Source organism: Tenacibaculum retecalamus, assembly GCF_027941755.1.
Classification (GTDB): Bacteria; Bacteroidota; Bacteroidia; order Flavobacteriales; family Flavobacteriaceae; genus Polaribacter; species Polaribacter haliotis_B.
This window is the reverse complement of the sequence record NZ_CP115916.1, coordinates 1,402,450-1,420,839: the sequence shown is the minus strand read 5'-3', so window position 1 is coordinate 1,420,839 and position 18,390 is coordinate 1,402,450. Positions and strand designations below refer to the sequence as shown.

Sequence of the window (18,390 nt, the reverse complement as noted above, 5' to 3'; positions counted from 1 at the left end):
TTCAGTTATTCCTTTTTTTTGTTAATCTTTAAGGGTAATTGTCTTACTTCTTAAAAGTATAAATTACACCAAAATTAAGTCCAAAAGAAGAATAAGGAGCATCAAACTTTTTTCTTTGAGTATCAGATGGATTATTTGAATATGTAAACTCATCAAAAATAGAAAGTTTGTCTTCCTCAAAGAAAGCACTTGCTTGTGGATTACTTTCAATTAAAGCAATTAACTGACCTCTTCCAACAGGTTGCCCTGCCAATGTTCCTGAGTATCTTGTTAAGGTAGATTTATTTGGAACAACATCTATCCCTTGGTATTCCATTTCAGCAAAAACACTCCAATTACTAGTTACTTCAAACTTAACACCAAACGCACCAACAAAACCTAAAGGAAATTCCCCAGCATTATCTCTATCAAATTCAACTTCTAAAGGTAGTGTTTGACCAGACCCTGCTAAAGCAGGATTAACCCATTCTCCAGGAATATCTAAATTTAAACTTCCTTCTGCAATACTTTTACCTCCAATTTTAGTAATTAAACCTGCGCGTATATAAACATTGTTAGATAAATTATAAATAGCAGCTAACGAAGCTCCAAAAGCCCTCGCTCTTGCATTAACATCTAAATAATCATTTCTTATTTGCTGGTCTTCACCGTGTAAATAACCGATACCTAAATCAACACCAATTTTTTCATTAAAAAAATAACCACCTCTTATTTGAGTCTGAATTCCCTCACCTTAACTACCTTTTAAAGCTCCATTTGAAGTAGATAATAACTTCATATCTGCCTTATTATGTACTCCTCCACTAACTGAAACATAATATTGTGCGTTAACAGAAAGTGATGTTAAAACAATAATTACAGATAAAATAATTTTATTCATTTTTATTCTTTTTTAAAAATTTAGGCGGCAAAAATATAAATAAAACAAGAACACAAGCCTGCATTTACTGTATAATATCAGTAAATTATTATAGCTTTGCTTTTAAAAACCGAAGGTTATTGAATACCAGTATTTTAGATAAAAACGTACAAGAATTTATTGATAAGAATTTAAATTCTGATATCACAAAACTGATTTTAAAAGGAAGTCCGTTTGAGATGGTGTTTATACAAGAATTATCGAGTCAAATTGTTAGTAAACAGAAAGCTAAAAATAAATTACCAAGTTGGTTTAATGTTAAAAACATATATTATCCTCCAAAAATAAGTATTGAGCAAACCTCTTCTGAAATAACTGCCAAATACAAAGCAAGCTTAGTTTCTGGTAATAACTTAATTGATATAACAGGCGGATTTGGAGTTGATGTTTTTTATTTTTCTAAAAAATTTAAGAACGTAATTCATTCAGAAATCAATGAGGAATTATCTAAAATTGTAGCACATAATTATCAACAATTAAAAATAGATAATGTGCAAACCATAGCTTCTGACGGATTAGAGTTTCTTAAAAATTCTTCCAAAAAAATTGATTGTATTTATATTGACCCTTCTCGTAGAAGCGACATAAAAGGAAAGGTGTTTTTATTAAAAGATTGCTTACCTAATGTGCCTGAAAACATAGATTTTTTATTTACAAAATCAGAAACAATTCTGATTAAAAACTCACCAATGTTAGACATTAGTTCAACATTAAATGAGTTAAAATATGTAAAAGAAATTCATGTTGTAGCTGTAAATAACGAAGTAAAAGAATTGCTTTTTTTATTAGAAAAAGAATACAAATCAATAATTAAGGTAAATACAGTTAATTTACTGAAAAACAATACTCAAGAGTTTATTTTTAATATCAATAATAAACAAAATTCAAAATACTCTTTACCAATTAATTATTTATATGAACCTAATGCCGCTATTTTAAAATCTGGTGGATTTAACGAAGTAGCAAATCAGTATAAAATAAATAAGCTACATCAACATTCACACTTATACACCTCTGAAAAATTAGTTATTGATTTCCCTGGAAGAACATTTAAAATAGAAGAGATTTATCCTTACAATAAAAAGAAATTAAGGAAACAATTAACTATTTCAAAAGCAAATATTACCACGCGAAACTTTCCTAAATCAGTTGCCCAAATTAGAATTGAAACGAAACTGAAAGACGGTGGTGATACTTATCTTTTTTTTACTACAAATTGTAATAATGAACTGATTGTAATTTGCTGTTCAAAAATTTAGTAAATAAATTTATACTATTAATAAAACATGCTATAACCTGAATATTTCAATAGCATTTATTGATAAAATATCTTCTTAAGCTTAACTTTTCAATTCATTTACTTTTAAGTACTTTTGTTTGTAAGATGAAACAAGCAAGTACCTACCAATCTATTAAATTATCAGAAAATTCTTCTCTAAAAGTAGAAGATACACTTGTTATTGAAGCACCGCTCCAAATAAACATAAACAGTGAATCTTACACTGTGGTTATGAGAACTCCCGGAGACGATAAAGAACTTATAAGAGGGCTTTTATACGCAGAAGATATTTATAAAAGCAATGATGAATTAAAGATAGATATTATTGAAATTAATAGTGATTTTTCTGCTGTTTTAAACGTTGTTATTCCAAAGGAAAAACTAAGAAAAGGCTACCTAAATAAACGCACCCTTTTATCGGTTTCATCCTGTGGTATTTGCGGAAAAAAAGAATTAAAGGATTTAAAAGCAAGTGGAAATTCACTCAATAAAAAAAGTAATCAATCAATTGACATAACATTTGATATGTTTTTAAAAATGAATGAATTACAGTTTTTATTTAAGGCAACTGGCGGAAGTCACGCTTGTGCTTTATTCGATATAAATAAAGAACTTTTAACTATTAAAGAAGATATTGGTCGTCATAATGCAGTTGATAAATGTATTGGCGATTTAATCAATAAAAAAAACTTAAAAAAAGTAAGCTATATGCTTGTAAGCGGACGCGTTTCGTACGAGATTGTTTCGAAAGCTTTTTTTGCTAAAATTCCTATTATTATAGCCGTTTCTGCTTGTTCTTCTTTAGCCGTTGATTTTGCGAAAGAATTCGGGATTTGCCTGATAGGTTTTAGCAGAAATAATAGAATGACAGTTTACTCAAATCCTCAATATATAAATCATGAGTGATAAAAAAATACACGCACAGCCACCAGAAAAATTAACAGGAATAAAATTAATTGATATTCCTAAAAAAGCTGTGGGTACAAAAGCAATACAATCAGCCTTAAAGCATGTTTTTTCAGAGACAGGTGTTGCTAAAGGAATCAGTTTACTTAAAAACATCAATCAAATTAATGGTTTTGATTGCCCGGGTTGTGCTTGGCCAGATCCAGATCAAAAAAGAGCTTTTTTAGCAGAATATTGTGAAAACGGTGCAAAAGCAGTTGCAGAAGAAGCTACAACTAACAGAGTATCTCCCCTATTTTTCGCAACACATTCTGTGCAAGAAATGTCTGAATGGTCTGATTACGAAATTGGTAAAAGTGGACGAATCACCCATCCGATGATCTTAAAAGAAGGATCAGATAATTATGAAGAAATATCATGGCAAGCCGCTTTTAATATAATCGGAACAGAGTTAAATAAATTAAATTCTCCTGATGAAGCAATCTTTTATACTTCAGGAAGAACCAGTAATGAGGCTGCTTTTTTATATCAACTATTTGTACGTCAGTTTGGAACTAACAACTTACCAGACTGCTCTAACATGTGTCATGAAAGTAGTGGTAGCGGACTTTCAGAAACGCTCGGAATTGGTAAAGGTTCTGTTACTTTAGATGATTTTAATCATGCTGATTTAGTTATTGTTATAGGTCAAAATCCGGGAACAAATCACCCTAGAATGCTTACTGCATTAAAAGATACTAAAAAGCATGGCGGAAAAATAATGACTATAAATCCGTTGCCCGAAGTTGGATTAATGAATTATGTAGATCCGCAAAACCCGTTAAAATGGTTAGGTGCTGGTGATAAGTTAACCGATTTGTTTTTACAAGTGAAAATTAACGGAGATGTTGCCTTACTAAAAATCATTTTAAAAATGATGAAGGCACAAGAAGAGAAATCAGGTGATGTTTTTAATCATCAATTTATAAAAGAAAAAACACACGGTTTAGAGCAATTTCTAGTCGATTTAGATAAATATTCAATAGAAGAATTATTACCTCAAACAGGCTTATCTTTAGATAGAATTAAAGAAGCTACAGATATGATTATCAGCAATGATAAAATTATTATTTGTTGGGCAATGGGATTAACGCAACATAAAAATGCGGTTGATAATATTCGAGAAGTTGTTAATTTATTATTATTAAAAGGAAGCATCGGTAAAAAAGGTGCTGGTACTTGCCCTGTAAGAGGTCACTCGAACGTGCAAGGAGATCGAACTATGGGAATATGGGAAAAGCCTAAGGATGATTTTTTAGATAATTTAGAAAAGGAATTTCAATTTAATGCTCCTCGTAAACACGGTTATGATGTTGTTGCGGCTATTGAAGCCATGCATCAAAAAAAAGCAAGTGTTTTTATTGGAATGGGAGGTAATTTTATCTCAGCAACACCAGATACTGCATATACAGCAGAAGCTTTAAAAAACTGTGATTTAACGATTCAAATATCAACAAAACTAAACCGCAGTCACTTAATTCATGGTAAACAAGCATTAATTTTACCTTGTTTAGGTCGTTCAGAAAAAGATATGCAAGATAGCGGAGAACAATTTATTACCGTAGAAAATTCGATGGGTGTAGTGCATCAATCAAACGGACATTTAACTCCCGCTTCTAAACATTTACTAAGCGAACCTGCTATTGTTGCTGGTATTGCTGAAGCTACATTGAAAAATACTAAGACTGAATGGAGTAAATTAATTACTAATTACGATTTAATTCGCACTAAAATAGAAGCCACCATTGCCGGTTTTGATAATTACAACGAAAGAGTTCGTGTAAAAGGAGGTTTTTATTTACCAAACAATGCGAGAGAAAAAGACTTCACTCCTACTTTAACTGGAAAAGCAAACTTCTCAACAAATTTACCTTCGGATGTTGTTTTAGATAGTAATCAATTTATGATGATGACCATTCGTACACACGATCAATACAACACTACTATTTATGGTTTAAATGATCGTTACCGTGGTATTTTAAATGAACGAAGAGTAATTTTCATGAATCCTGATGATATGAAAAATCAAGGGTTAATAAAATTAGACAAAGTAGATTTAACGAGTCATTTTAAAGGGGAAGAAAGAAAAGCTAACGGATTCTTAGTAATTCCGTACAGCATACCAAAACAATGTACTGCTACTTATTTTCCTGAAGCAAATGTATTAGTTCCGCTAAAAAGTAAAGCTAGAATTAGCCACACACCAGCTTCTAAAACAGTGATTATAACTGTTAAAAAACAAGACTAAAAAAAGATTTGTACTTTAGTAAAATATTTCCACAAAAACCAACCTATAATTATGCCTTTCATAGAAGAAGAAAAATTCACATTAATGCAAGAAGACTTAGATAATGCTAAGTTAAAAAGAGAAGCCGCAGAAAATGAATTAACCCAAGCAGAAGAGAAAATTACTTCGTTAAAAAAGGGATCTATGATGCTTCCTATTATGTTGGGCTTATTACTAGGTGCTTCTTTAGGAGCTGCTTATTATTTTTACGCTAATAATAGTGGTGTTTCATTTCCTTCATCAGAAGAAATAGCAACTATAAAAAAGAGCGAAAACATAAGAATATTAGACAGTATTAAAAGAGCAAATGCTAGAACTCAAAGAAAGGTTGATGCAGGCATGGCTGTTGAAGACTTGAATAAAACAATTGATGCTGTTGCAGATAATATTAGTGATAAACCTATATACTCTGTTCAAATTGGTGTTTTTTCTGAAAAAAATCATTCATTAATTTCTACAGCAACGATACCATCAACTGTAACTATAAAAGATGGTTATTTTAAATATTCTATTGGTTTATTTGAATCTCTGGATGAAGCAAAATCATTAAGAGAAGAATTAATAAAAATAGGATTTAAAGATGCTTTTGTAGCTTCATATATTAATGGCGAACGTCAAAAAATACACCCTTAAAAATAATATATAAATGCTATTTAAAATTAGTAAAAGAGCACTCTTGGTATGTTTTACCTTGAGTGTTCATTTTTTATATGCTCAAACCAATATTCCTAAAAAGGAAACTCAAAAAGGTTTCGGACAACTCGATTTTTTATCTATAAAAATGCCTGAAGGTGAAACTAATATGGATTTTACAGGAATTCATTACAACATAAAACCCAATAATTGGAGCTATGTTGGTTTAGGTTTTTATGGTGCAGTTGGTGGAATTCGGGGTGGTTTTTTTACTTTAGGAATCAATGCTGGTATTCAGCATAAAATTACCGATAAGTTATTTATAGATACTGGTTTTCATTTTGGAGGTGGTGGCGGTGCTGCTGCTCCAGATGGTGGCGGTGCTTTTATTTTACCTCATTTTAATTTAGGATATAACTTTAAACACTTTGCTACGACTGCGGGGTATAGTTATGTTAATTTTTTTGATAAAGGAACAATTAATGGAAGTCAATTTAATGTAGCTGTTCAAATACCTTTACTTTTTGAAACTACAAACTTTAAAGAACGCGAACACTCCTTCATGCTAAATCAACTAACAAATAGTTTATGGAACACTCCTGCTAATAAAATTTCTTTGCTAGTGCACTTAAATAACTTATCAGTTACAAAAGGTTCTTACAAAAACAAAACGATACGCTTAGCTGGGTTCGAGTTAAATTCATACATCAATAAAAATGTTTTCTTTTTTGTAAAAGCTGACGGTGCCTATCACGGAATTAAAGCGGGATATATGGATATTCTTTTAGGCGGTGGATATCATTTATCAATGAATAAAAACCGTACAAACATTCTAGCTAAATTCGGAGTTGGTGCTGGCGGTGGCGGTGGTGTTGATACCAAAGGTGGATTTTTAATATATCCTGATATTTCTATTGAACAAAAATTGTTTGATAATATCTATGCTTCAATTAACAAAGGGTATTTAATGTCGCCTGATTCACATTTTACTTCTTCTACACTAGGTTTTGGATTAAAGTATTATATAGATAAAGACGGAATTATTTCAGAGAACGATAACTATACAAAAGGAAAGTTTAAAGGCTTAGAAACAATTATAAAACAAGATTTATATTTAAATGCTGCAAGAGATAATAACGGCGGATTTACTCAAAACATGCACCAAATCTCATTGCAAATCAACTTTTTCTTAAATAAGTATATCTATGGAGCCGGACAAACATCATTTGCTAATTTTGGTGATGCAGGCGCTTATGCTGAAGGTATTGTTGGTTTAGGAATACAGTCAAACACTTTCTTTAATAACACAACCTCAATATTCGGACAAATATTAGGTGGTGCTGCTGGTGGAGGTGGAATTAGTACAGGACAAGGTTTAATTGTAAAACCGAGCATGGGACTTAGTTACAAACTAACGAATAAATTAAATATACGTGGTGGATTAGGGTACGTTAAAGCACGAGGAGGGAATTTAAGTAGCACTTATTTAAACTTTGGTGTTAGCTATAACTTTTCTTTTTTAAGCGTTAAATAATTACATCATCTATATAATATAACTAAAGAGTCTATTTAAAATGAATAGGCTCTTTAATTATATTAAAAGAATAATACTAAATTATTTTACCATAACGATTTTACTGCAACCTGAATCTTTACCATATAATTGAAAACAAAAAAGTCCTAACGGTTGTTAGAACTTTTTCTATTTGTTTAAAGTCATTTTTACTAAACTTTTGAAATCAACTTAAATTTTTTAGTATTTAAAAAAAGTTGTCTAGCGAAACCTTTAAAACAAACAAATTAAGGGGAGGGGACTATAATGTTATATTTCCTTTATAAAAACTAATCTATGAACGTATCATAATTAATTATGCTGAATCTATACCAAGAGCTTAATGGATTGAATTATATTTTTTTTAAAAGTAGATTTGATTAATGTTAAAAAAAGATACTTGTTAAATACTTTACTTTCATAATTTTAAATAATTATATTATATACAATAATACTCGCTTTTAACAACATTATTACCAATCACTTTGTGAGTAGCAATTTGGCTTTGTAAACGATTAAAAATGTAAGTATTTTCTTCTTTTTTATGCACAAAAAAAGCCCTAACAGTTGTTAGGACTTTTGTTCTTAAAAGTTGATTTTTAATAATTAATAAATCTAAAAATTAAACTTAAAAATAACTTCATGAGAACCATTACTATATTTAGAAATATCATTTGTTGCATGCTGATACGCATACCCTAACTTAAATTCTTTAATAAATTGAAACATTAACAATCCACTAAATGATTCCTGTAATCTATGAGATACTCCAAACTCTACCTTATCCAAAAGACCAACAGTAGCTGTTACATCTAATGATAATGGAACTCCAGACACATAACGTGTCATAAATGAGGGGGTAACTTTTAATTTATAGTCATTTTTTAAATCAAATGTATATCCTGCTCCTAAATAAATATGTGGTTTATCGGATGCTCTGGTAACCGTATTCCCTTCTTTCTCATAACGCTTGCTTTCTAATAATACAGGCACTGATAAACTTGCGTAGTAATTCTCGCCTTTTAAATAAGCTCCTGCACCAAAATTAGGATTCGTACGGTTTACATTTTGATCAAAAAGTGGATCATTGATATCTAATGATGTTAAATCAACACTAAAAAATGAAACCCCTCCCTTTACTCCTAAAAATAAATTAGTGCTTTCTGATAATTGTAATTTATAAGAAAAATCTACATAAACATCTGTTTCTTTTGCTACAAAAACTTGATCATTTACAATCGATAATCCTAAACCTAAATTTCTACCAACTGGTGATGATAATGATAAAGTTTGAGTAGTTGGTGAGTTTTCTATTCCTGTAAACTGACTCTTTATCATGGTTGTTAACTCTAAACCATCTGATGACCCTGCGTATGCAGGGTTAATCAGATTCATGTTTAGTTGATACATGGTAAATGAAGGATCTTGTTGTCCTTTTACTTGTACACATAACATTACTACGATTAAAGTAAGTATGTATTTTATATTATATAATTTCATTTTTATTTTTATTTTGAATGATTAGATTTATTATTAGTAATTGATATATAACCAACCTTTAATAGGCGTAAATCCTGGTTCATTTAAATTGATAATATATAAGTAAGAACCTACTGGTAATTTGTCGCTACTACCTCCTCTTTGGTTAGCTTTACCATCAAAATCATTCTTATAATCACTTGCTTTATAAACTCTTTCTCCCCAACGATTAAAGATCTCTACAGTGTTTTTAGGATAATTATCTATATTCTCTATTACCCAAGTATCATTTTGGTTATCTCCGTTTGGTGAAAATCCTTTATTAAAAACAATTTCTTTACTATCACATGCATCCGAAATACCGTCATTATCTTCATCTGGTCCTGTAATTGTTACAATTGCTGTACCTGTAGCTGAATTACCGCTAGTATCTGTAACTGTTAATGTTACTGTTACATCTCCTAATGTTGGACAATCAAAAGTACTTTGATCTAAACTCATTGAAGCTATTCCACTACAACCATCACTACTTCCATTATCAATATCTCCTGTTGTAATTGATACACTTCCATTAGCATCTAATGCTACTGTAATATCTTGTGTTACAACTGTGGGTGCTACCGATTCTGAAACTGTTACAATTGCTGTATTTGTTGAAATGTTTCCATTTACATCTTCTACAGTTAATGTTACGTTGTTTGCTCCGATATCTGAACATGTAAAATCTGTTATATCTAAACTTCTTGAGTCGATACCACAATTGTCACTACTTCCATTGTCTATATCAGCTACTACTATTGAAGCGTTTCCATTGGCATCTAACTGAATTGTAACATTCTGTGTTAAAACTACTGGTGCTACATTATCTTCAACCGTTACTGTTGCTTGCGCTGTATCTGTTGTTTGCCCTTCTGTGGCTGTTAATGTAACTGTATTTGTTCCGATATTAGCACATGTAAAGTCTGTTACATCTAAACTTAAGGTCGGATTACTGTTACATCCACTTCCTGATCCATTATCTACCTGTTGTGGTGTAATAGTTACATTTCCACTAGCATCTAATTGTACCGTAATATTTTGAGCAATTACTGTTAACGTCTGGTTTGGATTTGGATCTACTGTTACTACTGCTGTAGCTGTATCGCTATTTCCATTTACATCTGTTACTGTTAACACTACATTGTTTGCGCCTAAATCTGAACATGTAAATGCAGTTGTATCTAAACTCATTGATGCAATACCACAATTATCTGTACTTCCATTGTTAATTGCAGCAGCTGTTGTTGAAGCATTTCCATTTACATCTAACGTAATTGTAACATTTTGTGTTACAACTGTTGGTGCTACATTATCTACAACGGTTACTGTTGCTGTATTATCTGCACTGTTTGCTGATGAATCTACAACTGTTAATGTTACGGTGTTCACTCCGATATCTGAACAAGTAAAGTTTGATTTATCTAAACTTATTCCTTCAATACCACAATTATCACTACTTCCATTGTTTATATCTGCTGTTGTTATTGAGGCATTTCCATTGGCATCTAACTGAATTGTAATATTCTGTGTTAAAACTACTGGTACTACATTATCTTCAACCGTTACTATTGCTTGCGCGGTATCTGTTGTTGATCCGTCTGTTGCTGTTAAAGTAACTGCATTGTTTCCTAAATCTGCACAAGTAAAAGCTGTTTTATCTAAACTTAAGGTTGGATTATTATTACATCCACTTCCTGATCCATTATCTACCTGTTGTGGTGTAATGGTTACATTTCCACTAGCATCTAATTGTACCGTAATATTTTGAGTACGTGCTGTAAATGTTTGATTTGGATTTTGTGATACTGTTACTACTGCTGTAGCTGTATCGCTATTTCCATTTACATCTGTTACTGTTAACACTACATTGTTTGCGCCTAAATCTGAACATGTAAAAACTGTTTTACTTAATGTATAAGTAGAAATTGAACAATTGTCTGATGATCCATTGTTAATTGCAGCAGCTGTTGTTGATGCATTTCCGTTTACATCTAACTGAATTGTAACATTTTGTGTTAAAACTACTGGTGCTACATTATCTTCAACCGTTACTATTGCTGTATTACCTGCACTGTTTGCTGATGAATCTACAACTGTTAATGTTACAGTGTTCACTCCGATATCTGAACAAGTAAAGTTTGATTTATCTAAACTTATTCCTTCAATACCACAATTATCACTACTTCCATTGTTTATATCTGCTGTTGTTATTGAAGCATTTCCATTGGCATCTAACTGAATTGTAACATTCTGTGTTAAAACTACTGGTGCTACATTATCTTCAACCGTTACTATTGCTTGCACGGTATCTGTTGTTGATCCGTCTGTGGCTGTTAAAGTAACTGCATTGTTTCCTAAATCTGCACAAGTAAAAGCTGTTTTATCTAAGCTTAAGGTTGGATTATTATTACATCCACTTCCTGATCCATTATCTACCTGTTGTGGTGTAATGGTTACATTTCCATTAGCATCTAATTGTACCGTAATATTTTGAGTACGTGCTGTAAATGTTTGATTTGGATTTGGATCTACCGTTACTACTGCTGTTGCTGTATCACTATTTCCATTTACATCTGTTACTGTTAACACTACATTGTTTGCGCCTAAATCTGAACAAGTAAATGTAGTTGTATCTAAACTCATTGATGCAATACCACAATTATCTGTACTTCCATTGTTAATTGCAGCAGCTGTTGTTGAAGCATTTCCATTTACATCTAACTGAATTGTAACATTTTGTGTTACAACTGTTGGTGCTACATTATCTACAACCGTTACTGTTGCTGTATTATCTGCACTGTTTGCTGATGAATCTACAACTGTTAATGTTACGATGTTTGCTCCGATATCTGAACATGTAAAGTTTGATTTATCTAAACTTATTCCTTCAATACCACAATTATCAGTACTCCCGTTGTTAACTTGTGTTGGTAATATTGAAGCATTTCCATTGGCATCTAACTGAATTGTAACATTCTGTGTTAAAACTACTGGTACTACATTATCTTCAACCGTTACTGTTGCTTGCGCTGTATCTGTTGTTGATCCGTCTGTGGCTGTTAAAGTAACTGCATTGTTTCCTAAATCTGCACAAGTAAAATCAGTTTTATCTAAGCTTAAGGTTGGATTATTATTACATCCACTTCCTGATCCATTATCTACCTGTTGTGGTGTAATGGTTACATTTCCACTAACATCTAATTGTACCGTAATATTTTGAGCACGTGCTGTAAATGTTTGATTTGGACTTTGTGATACCGTTACTACTGCTGTAGCTGTTTCACTATTTCCATTTACATCTGTTACTGTTAACACTACATTGTTTGCGCCTAAATCTGAACAGGTAAAAGCAGCTGTATCTAAACTCATTGATGCAATACCACAATTGTCTGTACTTCCATTGTTAATTGCAGCAGCTGTTGTTGATGCATTTCCATTTACATCTAACGTAATTGTAACATTTTGTGTTACAACGATTGGTGCAATATTATCTACAACGGTTACTGTTGCTGTATTATCTGCACTGTTTGCTGATGAATCTACAACTGTTAATGTTACGTTGTTTGCTCCGATATCTGAACATGTAAAGTTTGATTTATCTAAACTTATTCCTTTAATACCACAATTATCACTACTTCCATTGTTTATATCTGCTGTTGTTATTGAAGCATTTCCATTGGCATCTAACTGAATTGTAACATTCTGTGTTAAAACTACTGGTACTACATTATCTTCAACCGTTACTATTGCTTGCGCGGTATCTGTTGTTGATCCGTCTGTTGCTGTTAAGGTAACTGCATTGTTTCCTAAATCTGCACAGGTAAAAGCTGTTTTATCTAAGCTTAAGGTTGGATTATTATTACATCCACTTCCTGATCCATTATCTACCTGTTGTGGTGTAATGGTTACATTTCCACTAGCATCTAATTGTACCGTAATATTTTGAGCACGTGCTGTAAATGTTTGATTTGGATTTTGTGATACCGTTACTACTGCTGTAGCTGTATCGCTATTTCCATTTACATCTGTTACTGTTAACACTACATTGTTTGCTCCTAAATCTGAACAAGTAAAAGCTGTTTTACTTAATGTATAGGTAGAAATTGAACAATTGTCTGATGATCCATTGTTAATTGCAGCAGCTGTTATTGATGTATTTCCATTTACATCTAACGTAATTGTAACATTTTGTGTTACAACGATTGGTGCAATATTATCTACAACGGTTACTGTTGCTGTATTATTAGCACTGTTTCCTGTGGTATCTTCAACAGTTAATCTTACAGTGTTTGTTCCAATATTTGAACAAGTAAAGTTTGATACATCTAAATTTCTTGAAGCTATCGCACAATTATCACTACTTCCGTTATCTATTTGTGATGGGGTAAATGCAGCATTTCCATTGGCATCTAATTGTACTGTTATATCCTGTGTTATAACTATTGGTGCTACATTATCTACTGAAGCAATTGTAATTAAACTTGATGCTACATTATTCACATTACTTGAATTTTGTGCTACATTCTCAGGTACTTTTAATGTTACAGAGCTAGCACAAATACTTGTTGGTGTTACTAATACTGTATATTCTGTACCACTAACTGCTGTAAAGTTACTTAAACTAGCCCCTGTTACTTGAATATCACTAACATCAAAACCTGTTACTGCTATATCGAACTGAATCGTAGCTGTAAAAGCACCTGAAATACTAGTAGGCGGTGTTATAAACGTTGGTGTTGGTGCCGGTATTAAACTAAAATTAGCTGTTACCGTTTTATTGGCATCCATTGTAATATTTAATGGATTTAAAACTCCACTAGCATCTCCACTCCAATTATCAAATTGATAACCTGTATCTGGCGTTGCTGTTAACTCAACAACTTGTCCATCGGTATAAGTTCCATTTGTTGGATTTGGATCTGTTGCTACTGTTCCGTTTGTAGCGTTTATTGTTAATGTTCTATAAATTGGTGCTGAAGAACCAAATTCATAAGCACCCATATCTACCGTAGTATTAAAAATACGATGGTTACCTAATAAATCTAAAATTGTTGTTACAGCACTGTTATTTCCTGTATTAGCGGCTGGTGAACTAGCTGCTGATAATGTAAAGTCACTACTTGATGTAAATAGTGGATCTGCATTACTTGTATTTGTTTTAGACCCTGCAGCGATTGAAGAAAAACTATTTTCATCTATACTATTTTCAACAGTTACAGTAGCCATTGTTTCTGTTAAACCTGTTATAGATTTTGAAACAGTACTACTACTTGCACCTCTATTATTATAAAAAATATTATTACTAACGCTAGCATTATGGGTTGCAGCTGCATTATTTTTAGTTAAAGCTAAAGTTGCTCTTGTAAAATTATTTAACCCAGTAGCTGTACCTGTATCTATATTATTTACAAATGTATTATTTACAATAGAAGTAGTAAGAGTTGAATTTGTTCCTGTAGTTCTTAACCAAGCTGCACTACCAGAATTACCTACGCTACTTGCATTATCCTCAACAATATTTCCATTAAATAAAGTGTTTGTAATAGATACATTAAATGTAGAATTAGCTGGAACACCAACATAAATACCTCCACCAGATCTAGAATTATTACCTACAAACTCACTCGCATCTATGTTAAGGCTAGTACCTGTACTACTAAAAAGCAAAGAAGATACAGCTCCTCCAGTACTCGTTGCTTTATTATTTAAAAAAGTTGATTTACTTATAGTAACTGTACCTGGATTTCCACCTGCTAAATACTGATATACTGCACCTCCACTTAGTGAGAAATTTTCCTCAAAAACACATGATTCTATTGTCATATCTCCTAAGTTAAAAATAGCTCCCCCATTTCTATGACCTCCATTTCTGAAAAATTTACAATTTGAAACCATCACATTATTTGCTCCAACATTATTAATTCCACCTCCATCTTTAGAATATGTTGCCATTCCTGCGGTAATTGTAAAGCCATCTATAGTAAAACCATCGCTAATAGTAGTTAAATCTATAAGTCCTCTTGTATTATCTGATCTTGTAGCATCTATATCATAAAGAACACCAGCAGCATCATCACCATTAGTATCACCTGAAATAATAGATTCGTTGGCACCTAAAACTCTTTGAGATAATAATGTTTCTGTACCTGCGAAACCACCATAAAGGCTAACATTAGGTTTATCTATATTAAAACGTACGTTGATACCTGAACTTTGTGTTTTGTAAGTACCTCCAGCAACCCAAATTTCTTGTCCGTCACTATCTATATCTAATGCACTCATTAAACTAGTAAATGCATTTTGCCATGAAGACCCGTCATTAAGTCCTGTAGCAGTATCATCCACATAAATTGGACCTAATGTTCTAAAACTAATTGGGTTTGACCAATTTGACGTTAAACCCGAAGCGCATTGCTCACGTATATAAACATTATAATCTGTTGAAGCTTGTAAACTAGCTATGTTAACAGTTGAATTTACATTGCTTAAAATAGTTGCATTTGCAAGACTTTCTGATTTTAAGCCATAGGCTATATCGTAAGTATTTGAATTAAGAGATACATTTATTGTTGCTGAATTTTCTGTTATTCCGGTTGCCGAAATAATATTGTTTTGCGGTACTAAACAATAACCATCTTGTGTTGCAAGCGTTAGTATTTCACTAGCATCTAAAACTCTAGAATAAACAAAATAATCATCAAAATAATCTTTATATTTATTAACACTACTTAGGTTTCCAACCCTATTATTACCTATAGCAAGCGTTCCTGAATTAAAAGGAAATGTACGTACTGCTCTTGTAGTATCATATGTATCAGAAGCATCTAAAACACCATCTATATATATTTTAGTGTTAAGATACCTATCAATAGTACCATTAGTATAAAACACAACAGCTACATGATGCCATGTATCATCAGCTATTACACTAGATGTTAAAGCGCGAGCTATATCATTAAAAGCACCATTATTTCTTTCTTCTTTAATCCTAGTATAAAGTATAATTCCTCCATTTCTTAGATGGATATCATAACCATAAGTTGTACTATTAAAACCAGCTCCTGGTCTATCTGAATCTCCAATTATAGTTTCATTATTATTATTATTAGTACTTGTTTTAACCCAAAAAGCGTGCGTTACAGATCTTGTAGTAGGAATGTTCGCCCTAGAAAAATCATCACCATTAAGCTGAATAGCATCACCATTGCTACTATTAAACCTATCTGTAGCGCCTGTAGCTAAAGCTCCGTTTTGGGTTAAGTTTGCTACACCTACCTGATCGACTAAAACAGCACCAGAGTCAAATTTATAATACCCCTGAATATCATTGATAGGGAATGTTTGCGCATAGGACATGCTAAACGCAAATAAAAAGAAGAGATAAAGTAATTTTACTTTCATAATTATCAGATTTAAATTTTACCACAACAGTACTACATTCTATTAATGTTATCACAAACCACTTTGTGAATGGCAATTTGAGTTTGTGAATGAAGAAAAACAACTTAAATAAATATTTTTTTTCATAAAAAAAACTCAACCATTACAGCTGAGTTTTTTTATAAAAAAGGGAATATTAAAATAGGGGATTTCAGTTTGTCTAAAAAAATAGTTTTAAGCTATTCAGATATTTGATCAATATATTCTTTAATTTTTTGTTGGGTCATTGCAGCAACTTTGGTTTTATTTTTACTGTAAAAATTACTGAATGAAAAATAAGACCAATCTGCATTCTCTTTATTTGAAGGCATTACCATTACAAAATTTTCGTTATCCTAAAAAGCTCGATATCATGGTAAAAGAATGGAAAGCCTAACGCTTCACTCTCTTCCTTTTTATATTTATATATTGCAGGCATACATTTTCCGCAAGCTGCAATTACTAATACTTTATCTTTTCCAAATATACCCTACTGAAAAATTTAGTTTTAGTTTATTTGTTACCAATACCTCTTTCTGCTTCTAACAAATGATAGGTTCCATTAATGGCTTTAGTAGGTATTGCCCCTTGATAAAAAAGTAAATAAGGTGTAAGTAGTACGATAAAATAAGTGAAAAATGTTTTCATAATATAAAAAAAGTTAGATAGTATTTTACACATTATCTAACTTTATATTATCAATTAATTTACGCTTACAGTTTTACCACAACCTGAATTTTTACTATACACCTTTCGGTTTGTAGATCTTCCGTTAACTTGTATATAGGCATTTTGACCGCAATTCCATTTTGCTGAACCTCCTGCACTAATTTTTGTCCCTCTATTTTTACTTGAACCACGACCTACATAAATATCCCTTCCGCTAGTGTTAAGGAGTGTTACCACATCTCTTTTCTGAGCACTTTGGTAATTTGCTTCATTCTGTCTTTTTCTTCGTTGTAAATCTTTGTATTCTGGAGTTACTTTAACAGAATCGTTATATCTTTTAGAATCTGCCCAAGAAGCTTCCCTTTCCGCTGCCGCTGCTTTCTTTGCTTTCTTTGCTGCTAATTCTGCGGCTATTTTTAGTTTTAAAATATTTTTATCAGCTTGCTTTTCTTTTGAAGTTCTAGCATCTTGCTTTACTTTCATTGATACTAAATAATCCGTTACCATTTTTCTTATATTCTCAGCTATAAATGAATCATATTCAGGATTGTTGGTTGCAGATCCTCTACCATCTGTATTTCTTGTTAACAGTGCACCAAGACCTCCTGCTTTCATTGCTGCTTCAACTTTTAATTCATAAGCACTCTTCTTTTTCTTTTTTACCTTATCCTTCTTAGCAGACTCTGCTACTTTAATATATACATTTTTAATAGACTTAAAATAGGTTAAGTCTTTTGAAATTCCGTCAACCTCAAGAACATACTTATCAACAGATATATATGCACGTTTACCATAATTTACCGTTAACATAGATTCGTAAGGATAACCTACACAATTATTCTCTTTATCTACAGCATCTTTAGTGAAAGATTGTTGTCCTGCATTATCACCGCTATCTAGAATAGCCGTTAATTTAGTAGTTTCACCAGTTGGTAATGATTCTTTTTTAAACTTAACGAAACCTGGGGCTAGTCTTGATTTAAAGAAACCTTGTTTGTATTCATATATCGTCGAATACCAACGGTATTGGGTTTCTTCTGAAATATTATTAAATAAACTGTTTTGAGCAATTGTTACAGTTGTAAGTAACAATAGTGCTCCTAAAATTAGTTTTTTCATTTTTTTTTAAATTAAATACTTAAACAAGAATACAAAATGAAAATCATTAT

General features: G+C 31.8%; 12 protein-coding genes. 5 read left to right on the top strand and 7 right to left on the bottom strand.

The features are described 5' to 3' along the window. Nucleotides 1–43: 43 nt before the first annotated feature. Both PG912_RS06750 and PG912_RS06745 read right to left on the bottom strand, forming a co-directional pair. A complete protein-coding gene (locus tag PG912_RS06750; RefSeq protein WP_275689025.1) occupies nucleotides 44–712 on the bottom strand; it encodes an outer membrane beta-barrel protein in 669 nt (222 codons plus the stop codon). Between the two features lie 21 nt (nucleotides 713–733). After that, nucleotides 734–880 (bottom strand): hypothetical protein, encoded by a 147-nt coding sequence (locus PG912_RS06745; RefSeq protein WP_275688977.1) that lies wholly within the window; start codon nucleotides 878–880, stop codon nucleotides 734–736. Nucleotides 881–999: 119 nt separating this feature from the next. On the opposite strand from PG912_RS06745, the gene PG912_RS06740 reads away from it, so the two are divergent. From PG912_RS06740 to PG912_RS06720, 5 genes are all read left to right on the top strand, one after another. Next, entirely contained in the window at nucleotides 1,000–2,178 is a 1,179-nt protein-coding gene (locus tag PG912_RS06740) for a class I SAM-dependent methyltransferase (RefSeq protein ID WP_275688976.1), read from the top strand. A gap of 125 nt (nucleotides 2,179–2,303) precedes the next feature. Then, nucleotides 2,304–3,104: a formate dehydrogenase accessory sulfurtransferase FdhD gene (fdhD, locus tag PG912_RS06735; protein WP_275688975.1), complete on the top strand. Its 801-nt coding sequence runs from the start codon at nucleotides 2,304–2,306 to the stop codon at nucleotides 3,102–3,104. Continuing rightward, nucleotides 3,097–5,391 carry an FdhF/YdeP family oxidoreductase gene (locus PG912_RS06730; RefSeq protein ID WP_275688974.1) on the top strand — a complete coding sequence of 765 codons (2,295 nt, stop codon included), beginning with the start codon at nucleotides 3,097–3,099 and terminating at the stop codon, nucleotides 5,389–5,391. Before fdhD ends, PG912_RS06730 begins: the two co-directional genes overlap by 8 nt. Before the next feature lie 51 nt (nucleotides 5,392–5,442). Continuing rightward, nucleotides 5,443–6,063: an SPOR domain-containing protein gene (locus PG912_RS06725; protein WP_275688973.1), complete on the top strand. Its 621-nt coding sequence runs from the start codon at nucleotides 5,443–5,445 to the stop codon at nucleotides 6,061–6,063. Between the two features lie 58 nt (nucleotides 6,064–6,121). Further along, complete coding sequence (locus tag PG912_RS06720) at nucleotides 6,122–7,597, top strand: hypothetical protein (RefSeq protein ID WP_275688972.1); 1,476 nt, start codon at nucleotides 6,122–6,124, stop codon at nucleotides 7,595–7,597. 633 nt (nucleotides 7,598–8,230) lie between these two features. On the opposite strand, the gene PG912_RS06715 is transcribed toward PG912_RS06720, so the two are convergent. From PG912_RS06715 to PG912_RS06695, 5 genes are all read right to left on the bottom strand, one after another. Next, nucleotides 8,231–9,115, bottom strand: a complete 885-nt coding sequence (locus PG912_RS06715; protein ID WP_275688971.1) for a PorP/SprF family type IX secretion system membrane protein — start codon at nucleotides 9,113–9,115, stop codon at nucleotides 8,231–8,233. A gap of 33 nt (nucleotides 9,116–9,148) precedes the next feature. Continuing rightward, nucleotides 9,149–16,534, bottom strand: coding sequence for a T9SS type B sorting domain-containing protein (locus PG912_RS06710; RefSeq protein WP_275688970.1), 7,386 nt, complete (start codon nucleotides 16,532–16,534; stop codon nucleotides 9,149–9,151). A gap of 218 nt (nucleotides 16,535–16,752) precedes the next feature. Next, nucleotides 16,753–16,884: a hypothetical protein gene (locus PG912_RS06705; RefSeq protein ID WP_275688969.1), complete on the bottom strand. Its 132-nt coding sequence runs from the start codon at nucleotides 16,882–16,884 to the stop codon at nucleotides 16,753–16,755. 181 nt (nucleotides 16,885–17,065) lie between these two features. After that, nucleotides 17,066–17,200 carry a hypothetical protein gene (locus PG912_RS06700; protein ID WP_260585931.1) on the bottom strand — a complete coding sequence of 45 codons (135 nt, stop codon included), beginning with the start codon at nucleotides 17,198–17,200 and terminating at the stop codon, nucleotides 17,066–17,068. A 54-nt stretch (nucleotides 17,201–17,254) separates the two neighbouring features. Next, nucleotides 17,255–18,340 (bottom strand): hypothetical protein, encoded by a 1,086-nt coding sequence (locus tag PG912_RS06695; protein WP_275688968.1) that lies wholly within the window; start codon nucleotides 18,338–18,340, stop codon nucleotides 17,255–17,257. Nucleotides 18,341–18,390 lie beyond the last annotated feature (50 nt).

Excerpts from the sequence above, each read along its gene's own strand:
- fdhD (WP_275688975.1), top strand. The coding sequence starts at position 2,304 with ATGAAACAAGCAAGTACCTACCAATCTATTAAATTATCAGAAAATTCT.
- PG912_RS06710 (WP_275688970.1), bottom strand. The coding sequence starts at position 16,534 with ATGAAAGTAAAATTACTTTATCTCTTCTTTTTATTTGCGTTTAGCATG.
- PG912_RS06700 (WP_260585931.1), bottom strand. The coding sequence starts at position 17,200 with ATGAAAACATTTTTCACTTATTTTATCGTACTACTTACACCTTATTTA.
- PG912_RS06695 (WP_275688968.1), bottom strand. The coding sequence starts at position 18,340 with ATGAAAAAACTAATTTTAGGAGCACTATTGTTACTTACAACTGTAACA.
- PG912_RS06730 (WP_275688974.1), top strand. The coding sequence starts at position 3,097 with ATGAGTGATAAAAAAATACACGCACAGCCACCAGAAAAATTAACAGGA.
- PG912_RS06745 (WP_275688977.1), bottom strand. The coding sequence starts at position 880 with ATGAATAAAATTATTTTATCTGTAATTATTGTTTTAACATCACTTTCT.
- PG912_RS06715 (WP_275688971.1), bottom strand. The coding sequence starts at position 9,115 with ATGAAATTATATAATATAAAATACATACTTACTTTAATCGTAGTAATG.
- PG912_RS06705 (WP_275688969.1), bottom strand. The coding sequence starts at position 16,884 with ATGCCTTCAAATAAAGAGAATGCAGATTGGTCTTATTTTTCATTCAGT.
- PG912_RS06725 (WP_275688973.1), top strand. The coding sequence starts at position 5,443 with ATGCCTTTCATAGAAGAAGAAAAATTCACATTAATGCAAGAAGACTTA.